This is a genomic window from Candidatus Sungiibacteriota bacterium, assembly GCA_016432465.1.
In the GTDB taxonomy this organism is placed as follows: Bacteria; Patescibacteriota; Minisyncoccia; order Sungbacterales; family HO2-52-23.
In genome coordinates this window covers 417,812-430,597 of record CP066690.1, presented here as the reverse complement: position 1 = coordinate 430,597, position 12,786 = coordinate 417,812, and the positions used below count along the sequence as shown (strand labels likewise).

Annotated in this window: 17 protein-coding genes; all 17 read right to left on the bottom strand. The window is 47.0% G+C overall.

Annotated features, from left to right (window positions below; translation table 11 throughout):
- Positions 1–16 precede the first annotated feature (16 nt).
- On the bottom strand, positions 17–442 hold the full coding sequence (locus HYW89_02255) for a hypothetical protein (GenBank protein QQG45717.1): 426 nt from the start codon (positions 440–442) through the stop codon (positions 17–19).
- Positions 443–446: 4 nt separating this feature from the next.
- A complete protein-coding gene (locus tag HYW89_02250; GenBank protein QQG45755.1) occupies positions 447–707 on the bottom strand; it encodes a GIY-YIG nuclease family protein in 261 nt (86 codons plus the stop codon).
- Positions 708–1,142: 435 nt separating this feature from the next.
- Positions 1,143–1,832 carry a hypothetical protein gene (locus HYW89_02245; GenBank protein QQG45716.1) on the bottom strand — a complete coding sequence of 230 codons (690 nt, stop codon included), beginning with the start codon at positions 1,830–1,832 and terminating at the stop codon, positions 1,143–1,145.
- Between the two features lie 137 nt (positions 1,833–1,969).
- Entirely contained in the window at positions 1,970–2,773 is an 804-nt protein-coding gene (thyX, locus tag HYW89_02240) for an FAD-dependent thymidylate synthase (protein QQG45715.1), read from the bottom strand.
- Positions 2,774–2,849: 76 nt separating this feature from the next.
- On the bottom strand, positions 2,850–3,638 hold the full coding sequence (locus HYW89_02235; protein ID QQG45714.1) for a hypothetical protein: 789 nt from the start codon (positions 3,636–3,638) through the stop codon (positions 2,850–2,852).
- A gap of 9 nt (positions 3,639–3,647) precedes the next feature.
- Positions 3,648–4,229 carry a hypothetical protein gene (locus HYW89_02230; protein QQG45713.1) on the bottom strand — a complete coding sequence of 194 codons (582 nt, stop codon included), beginning with the start codon at positions 4,227–4,229 and terminating at the stop codon, positions 3,648–3,650.
- Positions 4,226–4,756: a hypothetical protein gene (locus HYW89_02225; GenBank protein ID QQG45712.1), complete on the bottom strand. Its 531-nt coding sequence runs from the start codon at positions 4,754–4,756 to the stop codon at positions 4,226–4,228. Before HYW89_02225 ends, HYW89_02230 begins: the two co-directional genes overlap by 4 nt.
- Positions 4,757–4,875: 119 nt before the next feature.
- A complete protein-coding gene (locus HYW89_02220) occupies positions 4,876–6,045 on the bottom strand; it encodes an acyl-CoA dehydrogenase family protein (GenBank protein QQG45711.1) in 1,170 nt (389 codons plus the stop codon).
- A gap of 108 nt (positions 6,046–6,153) precedes the next feature.
- Positions 6,154–7,773 carry a methylmalonyl-CoA mutase gene (locus tag HYW89_02215; protein ID QQG45710.1) on the bottom strand — a complete coding sequence of 540 codons (1,620 nt, stop codon included), beginning with the start codon at positions 7,771–7,773 and terminating at the stop codon, positions 6,154–6,156.
- A gap of 80 nt (positions 7,774–7,853) precedes the next feature.
- A complete protein-coding gene (locus HYW89_02210) occupies positions 7,854–8,510 on the bottom strand; it encodes a hypothetical protein (protein QQG45709.1) in 657 nt (218 codons plus the stop codon).
- A gap of 35 nt (positions 8,511–8,545) precedes the next feature.
- Complete coding sequence (locus HYW89_02205) at positions 8,546–9,622, bottom strand: hypothetical protein (GenBank protein ID QQG45708.1); 1,077 nt, start codon at positions 9,620–9,622, stop codon at positions 8,546–8,548.
- A gap of 66 nt (positions 9,623–9,688) precedes the next feature.
- Positions 9,689–10,111: a 50S ribosomal protein L11 gene (gene rplK, locus HYW89_02200; GenBank protein QQG45707.1), complete on the bottom strand. Its 423-nt coding sequence runs from the start codon at positions 10,109–10,111 to the stop codon at positions 9,689–9,691.
- 46 nt (positions 10,112–10,157) lie between these two features.
- Positions 10,158–10,532, bottom strand: a complete 375-nt coding sequence (locus HYW89_02195; protein QQG45706.1) for a four helix bundle protein — start codon at positions 10,530–10,532, stop codon at positions 10,158–10,160.
- A gap of 204 nt (positions 10,533–10,736) precedes the next feature.
- Complete coding sequence (gene nusG, locus HYW89_02190) at positions 10,737–11,282, bottom strand: transcription termination/antitermination protein NusG (protein QQG45705.1); 546 nt, start codon at positions 11,280–11,282, stop codon at positions 10,737–10,739.
- 27 nt (positions 11,283–11,309) lie between these two features.
- A complete protein-coding gene (locus HYW89_02185) occupies positions 11,310–11,696 on the bottom strand; it encodes a hypothetical protein (protein QQG45704.1) in 387 nt (128 codons plus the stop codon).
- A 4-nt stretch (positions 11,697–11,700) separates the two neighbouring features.
- Positions 11,701–11,883 carry a preprotein translocase subunit SecE gene (gene secE, locus HYW89_02180; GenBank protein ID QQG45703.1) on the bottom strand — a complete coding sequence of 61 codons (183 nt, stop codon included), beginning with the start codon at positions 11,881–11,883 and terminating at the stop codon, positions 11,701–11,703.
- 78 nt (positions 11,884–11,961) lie between these two features.
- On the bottom strand, positions 11,962–12,783 hold the full coding sequence (locus HYW89_02175) for a hypothetical protein (protein QQG45702.1): 822 nt from the start codon (positions 12,781–12,783) through the stop codon (positions 11,962–11,964).
- Positions 12,784–12,786: the final 3 nt, after the last annotated feature.

The window sequence follows — 12,786 nt, the reverse complement described above, 5'->3', positions numbered from 1 at the left end:
ACTTCTCTGGCAAGTGCTATATCAATCTTTTCACAAGCTCGTCCGGTTTGTCAATGATTTCGGTAAATAGAATGTCGCGGCAAATCTCGCCACCATGTTCAATGGGCTTCTCCGGCTCCAGCGCATAAATCACCATGTTTTTGCCGTGGGCAAAACCAAGTTCCAGCGTGGTGTTTACCCCAAGGTAACCCTCTTTATTATAAACGTAGCAGACATCGGCTTTGCGGATGCGGTCAAAATGCTCATGCACCATGGCTGGCACCCGGTCGCGGTAGGACTTGGATTTAAGGCGTTCTGACTCTACTTTGGTGAGCATTTTCTTGCGCTGGCGTTCAAAGTTGGGTTCAAAAACAACCGGAACTCCGAGTTTGCGGAGACGCTCCGCGAAATTTTTAATCTCATTTTTATAGCGTTGTGAGCCGCAAATGACTACAGATTTCACTCCGTTAGAAACCTTGTGCGAAAAAGAATTTTAAACGATTTTTTAAATATCTTCTGCCCATTCCGGACTTGAGATATTTCTCCCTCGCACGGGCATCGTTTTTATTTAGTCCTATTTCACAATAAACTAACTTCCACTGAATCCCATGTTTTGTTGATATACTATTTCCCAAGTTATGACTTAAAATTCTTTTTCGCAAGTCTCTACTAGACCCAATATACCACCTCCCCGTTTTCTTGCTGGACAGAAGATACACAGACCACAAAACTCGGTTTCTAACGGGGTTCATATCTGAAATGTAGCAACCCCGCACCAGTTTTGCAACCAGTGCATCGCGGCGTGCTTCGCCCCGCACCAAATTTCGATAGCTGCTTATGTTTTCCTCCAACCGGAGAAGAACACTCTACTGCTTCTCTAACTTTATCCCGCCAGCTTATTCGGGGCAGCCAAAGAAACAATCGAAATTTTGGTGACGGGGCTTCGCGCACCGAGGGTGGGCCTATCCGGCCACCGCACGTCGCAATAGTATTCGTGGTTACATGATGCTCGGGTTTTTAACGTGAAATTAGTGGCAAAACTGGGGCGGGGTTCTCATTTTTGTTACTAAATTTTGTTCGTTGCTACTCCAAAATTTAGACAAAAATAGAAAAAAGCACGCAAGTGTTAGTTGCGTGTTCAAAATCTGTGGAAAAGATGTGTTCTAAGCAAGCGGCTTTTTTCTCAAGACGAACTGATACGGCAAAAGATCAACATTTAGCGTTGATTCACCGCGCTTAAGTGCTACATATAGATGTCCTATCAAATTTCCGTCTTCGTCCACCACCTCCACTATACGGGAGTAATAAGGCGTGTCGTAGCAGTCCCCGCTCTTTAAAATCTGCGCGATTTCATAGGCCTTATTTACGCGCTCTTTATGTTCATCTTTGATATCTTCAAATACGCCGCCTATTCCAAGTCCCCATTCTTTTGTAACATCTGCGGCGCAGATTAAAGCCTCTGTCATTGAAGCATCGGACCAATAGCGCAATTCATCGCTCTCTTTCCACCTGCCCATCTCTACCAGGATTTGCGGAACGCGTTGAATAAATCGTGTAATAGAATAGTTCAATTCGCCAAGCTGCGCGCCCTCATAACCATATTTTTTACCCACTTCGTATATGGCCTGCGCCAGTTTAACTTCGGCATCAGGAGCAGTTGAGAGATGGCCGTCTATAAGCAAACCGCGCAAAAGTCTAGCCACCGAAAGGAATATATTTTTATACACCCGAATTAAGGAAAGATTATTCGTAATTGTCTCTGCGGCTTCTTGCGCAACGGCTTCAATAGCCGGATCAAGGGTTTTTCTATCGTCTGCGGGCGGAGATGTTTTTTCGCTTGGAACGTAAGGCATGAGCTTCCCCCAGCATATTTAAATAACTGAATTGATGTTAGCCTCCCCCTTGTTTTTTGTCAACAGATATTTGATTAAGCTCTCGGCCACGATCGCGGGGGGGGGTTAGTTGTAAAAAAATCTGGCCGGTGGCCAGATTACACTTTGCGATACTCTGTTTTATACCATGGCAAGCCATCAATTACTTCTACGGTGTAGTCCCCAAAAAGATTGGGGTAGCGGGATTTAAGTTTTTCCGCCACCAGACCAAATACTAGTCTGATTTCCTCTTCGGCTCCGGGATTTGTTCTCATTTCAATCACGTGCCGCAGGGTGCGAATGTTGGCTGACCAGCCAATGGTGGTGGCAAGGCCAATGTTGGCAACGCGGCGCATGGCCGAGGTCAGCTTCTTTTTTTGTTCAAATTTGGTTAGTTCGTCAAGTTTCAGAATTTTAGCCAGTTCAACCTGCACTTTTTCCAGCTCCCCCACTGTTTTCATCATAATGTCTATGGCATCGGCATACTCGCGAAGCACCAAAGGCGGCCAGAAGCCAAGGTTATCAAGGCGGACAAACCTAAGACTTTCCTGCGATATGGCCACCCCCACTCGATGGCGCACCAGTTCGTGAGTGAAGACGCGGCTCACGTTGGCAAAGATGAAGTTAATGAAGCTATGCTCCAGAACCGAACCGTGGGCCGATTTAAGGATATTATTTAAGTACTCGTCATTGCCCTCGCGCACTCGGGTAACATTGGGGTTAAGCTTGGGCTTCCAGCTTCGGTAGCAGAGGCGGCCCATTATCTCGGGCATTTTTTCTATGTCGGTTGGCGCGTCAGGACACTGTTGCGATTTTATTGAACGCCACTCGGGTGCGCCGACGTGCTCAAGATACGCGTTGAATTCTTCATCAATCAGTCGTGTTTCTCCCACTAGAAATACTCTAGGTTCAACAATGCGCATGGTGTTTTCCTCTTAATGTGCTTGTGCCAGAGTAGCATAGATGGAAAACAACCCTCAAGGGAGGGTTGTGGATAAGTTAGGTCAGAAGCGGTTCTGTCATGCGCCAGATTTGATTGTGTACTATTTCCGGAGACGGCGTTCCGTCCAGTTTCTGAACCAGTAGGGATTCTAGGCTAAGACCAAAGAAGAGGTCGCGATAAGCTTTTTGGATTTTATCCATCCTTTCTGCGGTATCAAAGTACTCTGTCCGGCCACCTTGTTTGGCCAGCGAGCGTTCCAAACCAACCCTTACCGGTATTTCCAAAAATAAAACCAGATCCGGTTTGATGAGCGTCCCTTTCAGAATTTCCTCCTGCAGGATCCAGAAGTCGCGCCACCGCATACCGTCTGCTGCGGCATAAGCGGGGGTGGAAAATCTCCAGCGATCGGAAATAACATTTATTCCTTGCCCCAGAGCAGGAATAATTTCGCGTACCATATGATCATGTCCGTCAAAAGTCATGCCCAGCTGCAGCAATCTTGGAAGACGATTGTGATTTGCCTGTTTTAACTCAACGGCAATATCTTCAAACTCTTTTAGGCGGCGTTGCGCGGCCTCCTCGGACATTTCGCGTATCAACTGATAAGTGGGGGCGTTTATACATTTTTCAAGTTCAGTCGGCAGTCCCCCATATCGGGACTCGCAGGTATAAATGAAGCGTACCAGTTTTCCGAAAATGCCGTCGGCGGTTGGCTCTTTGGTTTTGAGTACAGCGAGGCCATCATTTCTAATGTGGTTAACCAGAAGTTCTGTTTGGGTTGTTTTACCCGAGCCGTCAACACCCTCCAGCACGATAAATTTTCCGGGATAGGGATTGGGTACCATTTGTTTCTCCTAAGCCAGCTTAGGGTGGATATGGGTATTTAAGAGTAATTTTGCTTTTTCTTCAAGTTCCTCAATTGTGCCGTTGTTAATAATAACAGTATCGGCCATGGTGTTGGCTATGGTTCTGATGGTGGTCTCGGTTGGCGCAAGCTCCTGTTTTTGAAATTGTTCCCGCGTCATTCCCTCCTCATCCGCGTTTTCGGCGTTAAGGCAACGTCTTTTAAAGCGCAGTTCCTCACTGGCGTCTATAAAAATAAGTATGCCGCCCAGCTCCTTTATAAATTCCGCCTCTTTTTGTTTTCTTATGCCGTCAAAAAAGACAATATCAGCGTCAAGTTTTTCCAGCCGCACCCTAAGCGCCGAATTTAATACCCCCTCTTCTCCAAAGGCATTGCGCAGCGCCGTGCCCAAGGCCTGCAGATTTTCTCTGGATTCTTCTTTTCCGAGGATGGAAACAATTTCACGCAAGGGGTCAGAAAAACGAAGTGCCGCAACGCGATGTTGCGGCAGCAATTTGGAAACAGTCTTAACCAGCAGGCCCTTTCCGGCGCCCTTTTGCCCTAAAAGGCCAATGATTAGTCTAGGTCTCATAATTTTTCTTTTACCACCCGGAGTTTGTACCCCGAATTATATAAAATTCCACCCGGTTCGGACAGACGGTCCAAAATCGTCTGCAGCGCTTCCTGCCAGTCAACGGGAACTTGCTGCAGGGCAATTTCTTTTTGAGCGCAGATCTCTTCAATAAACTCTTTCCCGAGGGCGTTGGCGTAGCTTCCGGTAAAGAAGATCTCACGAACTTCTTTGGCGGCAAGGTCTTTTACGCAGTTAATGCAAGGAGTGGCAATTACTCTTACCCGTGATCCTCGTAAATGTTCATCTTGGGTATTATCAATAAGGTTTCTCTCGCCGTGGCGCGTCCGTAAACAATGCCCCTCAATCAGCAGGTGTCCCACGTCATCGCAGTGAGGGAGTCCGGGGAGAGAGCCGTTATAACCAAAACCATAAAGACGTTTGTCTTTCTCGGCGCTCGATGCCGTACGCAGGCGATTGCAAGTTCCCAAGACGCTATGTAGAAGAGTGACAACCCAAAATACAGTATCGCGCAGCTGCTCGCGCATGTTCTTTCTCCCTTCTTAGTAAAGTTGCTTACTTTAGGTTAGGAGTCGGAGTAATAGGCGTCAATGAAAGTTATGCACAGGCATTTAAAAAGCCGTCCTGCTGTAAGCGGGACAATTTTTTACTCACAGATATTTTTTCTTGCAATCTTGAGACGTTGAACTTCCGAGGTGCCCTCGTAAAGCGGCAGAGCCCGCGCTTCAATCCACAAACGCATTGCGGCAAATTCTTTAGTGTAGCCATAGCCGCCATGAAGCTGTATGGCGCTATCCGCAATTTGGCAAGCACATTCGGAAGCGTAAAGTTTGGCGATGGAGGCCTCCTCCGAAAAAGGCAGTCCTTGATCTTTGAGCCACGCGGCTTTGTAGGTTAGGAGGCGTGATGCCTCAAGTTTCACCCGCATGTCGGCAATTTTTTCCTGCGTAAGCTGCAGGGAACTTAATTTTTCTCCAAAAACAATTCGTTGGTTGGCATAACCAAGCGCCTCCTCATAAGCGGCTTGAGCAATACCCAGAGCTTGGGCGGCAATGAAAACGCGTCCGTTATCAAGAGTGGCCATGGCGATTTTATACCCTTCACCCTCTTTTCCAATCAAATTTTCTTTGGACACAAAACAATCGGTTAGAACCAATTCTCCAAAGGGTGAAGCTTTCTGTCCCCACTTTTTGATGGGAAGCGAGGCAACACCGGCCCTGCATCCGTCCACCACAAAACAGGAGATTCCTTGATGAAGTTTTCCGGGCACAAAATCGGTTCTGGCAAACACCACATAGTATTGGGCAAGACCGCAGTTGGTAATAAATGTTTTGGTGCCATTTAGTCTATACTCGTCGTTGCTGTAGCGCTCGGCCCGGGTTTGCTGGTTAGCAGCCCAGGATCCGGCATTGGGTTCGGTTAGCGCAAAACCGCCCAAAATTTCTCCTTTGACTAGGGGTAGAACAAAACGTTCGGCCTGATTGATTGTTCCGAACGTATAAATAGGGAAGGCGTAAAGGGAACAAGGAACGGCAAAGGCCGAAAGAGCAAAGGCGGTCCACCCCCGGGAGAGTTCCTCCATAATTAGGGTTGATGTTACGGTATCTAATCCCAGACCACCGTATGCTTCGGGGATGGGTGCTGCCTGAACCCCCAGTTCCTCAACCATTTTTTCAAAGAGCTTCCAGGGCCAAGACGTACTTTCCGCATCTTTAAGTTCGTACTCCTCAACGAGTTCTTTTCGGAAGTTGCGTTCCACAAACTCACGAACGGATTTTTGTATGGCTCGCTGCTCGTCCGTAAAACTAAAGTCCATGCCATCTCCCCCTTTCCAATCAGAGCTTATTCGCGCCCCGGCTCATTGTTAAATAACTTTACCAATAAGTCAAAACCCCCAAGTGGTGGGGGTTTCTAAGACCTTTAGTTAGTAGGGGGTTTCCCGTTCCTGATAAGAACCCCAAACGTCCTGAAGCGCATGGCAAATCTCGCCTAAGGTAGCATAAGTTTTTACGGCCTCAATCAGGACGGGCATGAGGTTCAAATTAGTTTCGGCAGCGCGTCTTATCTCATCCAGCGCCCGCGCTACTGCCTCCTGCGAGCGTTCGGCCCTGATGCGTCTTACGTTTTCAATATGGAGCTCTTCAAAACCGCGTCGTTTTTGAAGCTCGCGACGGACATCTGCTAACTCGTCTTCCTGTGTTATGTTAACCGCAGTGTTGACCCCGATAACTTTTCGTTCTCCTCTTTCCACTCGCCTCTGGTCATAATATGCCTCGCGGGCAATTTGTCTTTGCGGGTAGGAGGCCTTTACTGCGCCCTCCATTCCCCCGTGGTTTCGGTAAATCAATGCAATTTCTTCTCTTGCTTTTTGTTCCAGTTTATCGGTGAGAGATTCAACCAGCCATGATCCGCCCAGGGGGTCAACCCAATCGCAGATTTCGGTTTCATGCACCAGAATCTGTTGGGTGCGGATGGCAAGGCGCAGCGCCTTCTCTGTGGGCGTACAAATAACCTCGTCAAAAGAGTTGGTATGCACACTCTGCGCTCCGCCCAGAATTGCGGCGAGCGCCTGATACGCCACCCTTACGATATTATTCATTGGTTCCTGAAGCGTCAGGGTGCATCCCGCGGTTTGCGCATGGATTCTGCACCAAAGTGATTGCAGCCGCGGATCCTTGGTATTTTCGTATGATTCCGGAAGGGGGGCATGGTAGCGCTCGCGTAGTATTTTTGCCCACAGGCGGCGGCTGGCACGAAGTTTGGCAATCTCCTCAAAAAAATTATTGTGGACGTCAAAAAAGAAAGAAAGGCGGGGAGCAAACTCTTCAAGGCGCAGTCCTCTGGCGAGGCACTTTTCTACGTAACACATGCCGTCGGCCAGAGTATAGGCAAGTTCCTGCAGCGCGTTTGATCCCGCTTCCCGAATATGATAGCCGCTTATGGATACGGGGTGCCATTTAGGCATGTGACGGGCGCAAAATTCCATAGGATCAACCGCGAATTTTACTCCTTTTTCAACAGGAAAAAGCCACTCTTTTTGGGCGATGTATTCTTTGAGGATATCGTTTTGGATTGTTCCCCCGAGGAGGGCTCGCGCTACACCGCGTTTTTCTGCCGCCACGATGTACATTGCAAAAATAATCGGAGCCGGAGCGTTTATGGTCATGGAGACGGTTATCTGATCAATGGGAATTCCTTCAAAAAGTTTTTCCATGTCATACAGCGTTGTTACGGCCACACCCTCGCTCCCCACGGTTCCCAGAGACAGAGGGTCGTCCGGGTCTTTCCCCATGAGCGTAGGAAGATCAAAAGCAACCGAAAGACCGCCGCCGCCCAGACCCAAGATTGTCTTAAAACGTTCATTGGTGTCTTGGGCCAGGCCGTGTCCCGCAAATTGCCGCAGGGTGGGTTTTTTCCCGCGATACATGGAAGGATAGATTCCGCGGGTAAAGGGAAATTTTCCGGGGTCATTTAAATTCTCCAAGTAATTCGCAAGAAGATCCGGCAGCTCGTCAGGCCGCAGAAAGCCCGTATCTTGTGGCATAGTCCACCCATTGGATTTTAAAGAACATGGTTATTCTGCAATAATTTTCTACAAAAAACAAGATCCCGCTTCTGGCGGGATCAAACATGTCTTCTTAGCTCCAGGATCCTAAGGATTACGTGAGCTACGGCCAAATTTTCTCTGCCTTCATGGTTGTCTATGAAGTGGTTGATGGTTCTTTCGCCGGCCGGAGTTCTTGAGGTGTGGGCAATGTGGTCCCAGTCTTTGCACTCTTCAAGGCGCCGCTCAACTGACTTTTCCGAATCCCCGCGTTTTAGCATACGCTCGCGCAGTATGCCCGTGGGCGGAGAGTTAATGAAGATGCTGTCAATTTTAGTTGATGCTTGTTGGCCAAGTTTTGCTTCGGTATAGGACTTAAGCGTGAGCACGGCTTCTGGCTTAAGGAGCATTAAGCCGATTTTTCCTTTGGGGTTATTAAGGATAAAATCAACAAGGGTTTTAAGCGTTCCGTACTTTTCGTCGCCCACCCCAACCATTTCAACTGTCCAGAGAAACACGCCATTTTTTTCCCAAGCGTCAAATTTGGGCCGGGAAATGTATTCATACTCGCCGTCCAAATCACTGGGGCGTTTTAGACGAGTTGTGGTGCTGCGAACAAGCTCCACCAGACGCGGTATGCCGGACAAAACTCCTTTTATAATGGTAGATTTCCCAGAACCAGACGCGCCAGTAAGAGTGACAATGCGAATCATCCATTCTCCCCCAAGAAAAACCATGTTAAGTTTAGCATAAAAAAATAAAACCGCCAAGCTTAGCTCGACGGCTGCGACAGTTTAATTTCAAACTGACGACAGAGTTCTTTTATAGAGGGTGTATCTCCCAGACCAAGAGTTACTGCGGTTTCCAGTTCTTTTATGAGATTTTCTTCAACTTTAGCCAACTGCTGACGTAGCAATATTGTTGCTGTAAGGGGATTGGTTTTATCGGGTACACAGATTGTATCAACATTTACACCTCCCAGCGGTATTTCTCCTTCTCGTCTATACAAAAGGCCGACCTCTGCAGACAGTATTAGGCGTTCGTGACTAAGTTTAATAAGGGCTTCAATTGTTCTTGTCTGATGCCGTGCAAGTTCCTCTTTTACTTCAGGAAGCTCGGTAGCTGTGCGGCCCAGAAGTTTGCAGGCCTCACTGTAGTGTGAGTCACGGGCTTGTTGTCGTGCCGGCTCCCTAAACCAGCCTACAACTTCCACGTCTCCAATAAAGATCTCTAACTTTTTTAGGGGTTCCTGCCAGTTCCGGGCAATAGATTCACGTCTAAGGATCTGATCAAGATCGTTGCCCAAATCATACCACCCACCAAACTTTACGTTTCCCTTTTTAAGTTCTGGTTTTTGCGACAGAGACTGGTTGCGCCAGTACACGTATTTTACTGTTGGCAGGGCGCAGGACCCGTCGCGGCTATTCAGAATCAACGCCGGAGTGGTCGTTGTTAGTACACCTAAGAAAATTTCTATCTCAAGGTGGTAACATAGCTCATTGTGGGGTCGATGCGGGTGGCAGCAAGAGGTGTCTTCGCGACATTCAAGAATCAAAATAAATTCTCCGGGGTGGTTTTTGAGTCTTTCGTTAATCCCGCGGAAAACCTTTTCTCTTTCTTCGTCCAAAACTCCATATCTTACCAACACCAAGTCTTTTATAGAATCGCCCGTTGTTTCGCCCCCCTTTATGCGCTCGATAAGTTTTCGTCTAGCGGCCCCTGCTCTGTCCTTAAGCTCTTTACAGCTTTTATCCAACGCTTCTCTGGTTTGTTTTTCATTCTGGGCGGATTTTTGAATATCGTCCTCAATTTTTTGAAGGGCATCAAGTTCCTCGGTCAGGTCTGGCATGTCCTGCCCCCACTTTTAAAGAAGCCCTTTAATTCTATAGGCTTCTTTTTTAAAACGCAAGTTTTATTATTTCACCTCAATGCCCATGGAGCGGGCTGTGCCCTCCACAATCTTTTCTGCCGCTTCAATAGTTTCGGCGTTGAGGTCCTCCAGTTTGCGCTCCGCTATTTTACGAATATCGGCATGTGTTACACTGCCTACTTTATTTTTATTCGGCTCCCCAGAACCCTTTTCCACCGAGGCCGCTTTTCTTAAAAGATCCGAAGCAGGCGGGGTTTTTAGTTTAAAATCAAAAGTTCGGTCCTCGTAGACCGTAATTTCCACCGGCACAACGTCGCCTTCCATCTGGGCGGTGGCGTCATTATATTTTTTTACAAACTCCCCGATATTTACTCCGTGCGGTCCGAGGGCGGTGCCTACGGGCGGCGCGGGAGTAGCTTTGCCGGCAGGAATTTGGAGTTTGATAATTGTTTTTACTAGTTTAGCCATTTTGGTTTTATGTCCAATGTTTTAAGTTAAGGTTTAATGTTTTTGGTTAAGGTTTAGGTTTTATCTTTCCAAGCAAGAGGAATTTTCTATAAGCACCGAGTCCATTAAGTAGTTTTGTGTATTCATCAACGATCTGCTTACTATCCTCCTTAACGAAACCCTTGCGAAACGATCTTATGAGATTTCTTTTGGTTTCCTCGGCCTCTCCCATGGCGATATCTATAAAACGTATTTTCTCTTTTGCGGATGACTTATGATAGGATTCCGCGATATTATTTGCGACAGAGGCCGAAGATCTTTTCAGTTGGTCGATACTTCTGTAAAACTCATCTCTTGGGAAGCCCTTAGTAATTTCGTAGACAAGAATTTCTAAATCCTCGGCAAGCTTATAGACCCAAAGGTTTTCTAGTCCGGTTGCCATTAACTTGAACTTAGAACAATAAATCCCCCCACCTTCCCAGTTGGGTATTGGACCCCGCGGGAAGGATTTCTACGACGCCCATTCATCCCCGCAGTCCAGCCTTCGCAGCGTGAGCTGGCTGCTTCGGCGGAGTAGACCAAGCTGTAGGGTATTCTGGGAAGGTGGGGGGATAAACATCAACCTAGAACATTTAACATAAAACAATTACAGTTTCTTTATCTGCAGCGAATCCAACTCCACCGGCGTGTCGCGCCCAAACATATTTACTAACACCTTAATTTTCCCTCGCTCCTGATCAACTTCGGCCACTTTTCCGTCAAAGTCCTTAAACGGACCATCAATAATTTTTACCGGATCCCCGACGTTGACCTCAATCTTGAATTTAGGCTCTTCTTGTCCCATGCGTTTGAGCAGGACATCAATCTCTTCTTGGGAAAGCGGAGCAGGAGTGGTGCCCGCGCCCACAAACCCGGTTACGCGCGGGGTGTTTCGTACCACGTACCAAGAGTCGTCGGTTACCACCATTTCCACCAAAACATAACCCGGGTAGATTTTCTCTTCCACCGTCCTTCTTTTTCCATTTTTAATTTTTATCTTTTTTTCAACAGGAACGAGGACATTAAAAATTTTATCCTCCATGCCCATAGACTCAATACGCTGTTTTAAGTTTCGCGCCACTGCGTCTTCGTATCCGGAATAAGTGTGCACGGCGTACCAGTTCCTGCCAAATTCCGATGTTTGTTTTGGCATATTTGTCGAAATTTTGGAGCTATCTATTTAGTTTCGAGAACTTCTTTTCCAACCCTTCTTTCTTTTCCTTTCTTCCTCTTCCTCTTCGGCCTGTTTTACGGCGCCCTCTATTAGAAACTTAGCGGTCGCAAATGTATCTAAATCCGGCCGTGCTTTAATTGCTTCTTGGAGTTGTTTGCGGATTGTGGTTTTCATTTCTTCGGTAAGGGTGCTGAATTCAGCGAATAGCCATTCTCGTTTCTGTCGTTCTTCTTTTTCTTCAGTTTGTCCCGGGATGGCAGCATTAGGATCGGGTATTTCTTCTGACGGCACAAATTTTTCCCGATACGGTCCCCCAAGTAATCGCTGTATTTCTTCTCCCTCATCATAGGATGGCAGTCCACCCTCTCTTTGACCAAATTCTTTTTCGGGCATATTTTTATAAAATAAACTTATTAAGAATAAACTGAAAAATGTAATCAAGACCGCCCAAAAATATGGCCACCACCGCACTAATAACAACAACCGTCATGGTGTAGCGGATAGTTTCTTCACGGGTAGGCCAGGTAACTTTTTGGAGTTCCAGCCGTGATTCTTTTATGAAAGTTATAAATTTATTCATTTTTCGGCCTTTTTAAAAGGCCCGCGGGCCCCTTTCTATATCCAGCATAGATAAGGACGGACCACTTGTCAAGCTACTTTACTTTTTCAGTTTTTTAAGGGCGCCGCTGAACTTACTAAGTCGCGTCCGAAGAGGTTCAGCAAGCTGCCGCGATTTAAGCTCAAGATTTTGTATTTGTTGTTCAAGCGAGGCAATAAAAAACGTAAAAAGGTTTTGTTCGTAGTCGGACTGCTGTTCTAGGGCCGGATCAAATTTCCTTAGCCCCTCGCTGATGTGTGCTGGGGGAAGGGCGAGATAAAAAATTGGTATATGATCAAGTCTTTCCAGTTTCGGTGTAGGACGATTCCCGCCTGTTTCAAAAATAATCCCGTATTTCAGCTTTGCGCCGCGCTCATGGACATTTTTTTCGTGAATGCGGCGGTTTTTCTCCTCATAGTCGCTGCCGGAAGTTTGCCCGACCTCATCAAAGGCGCAGACCACGGCCCCGCTTTCTTTATCTATAATTACGTTGTCCACTCCATTTTTAATGTCGTCGTATCGCGAAGCCCGGGCCACCACAAAGTGGTTCCTAAGGTTTTTATAGAATATAGCAGTTTTTAATTTCTCAAATTCTTCACTATCTTTGATCTCACCAGCTATGTTTTTCTGCCATTTCTCCTTCATTCTTTCAATTTCCTGTTTGTCTTCGGCAATTACCCGGGCGGAGTAAACACCCGCAAAGGCCTCCATATCAATACGGCAATTCTGGTCAACGGCTATTCCTTCTTGACGTAGTTCGGAGGCGGCAAACTCAATAAAACGCTGAAGGCGTTCAGATGATGTTTCCTGCTTCGGTTGTTGCTCTTGGCGCCGCCTCAAAAAGAACGGCAATTTTCCTCCAAAATCTTCAAACTGCGGCATGGA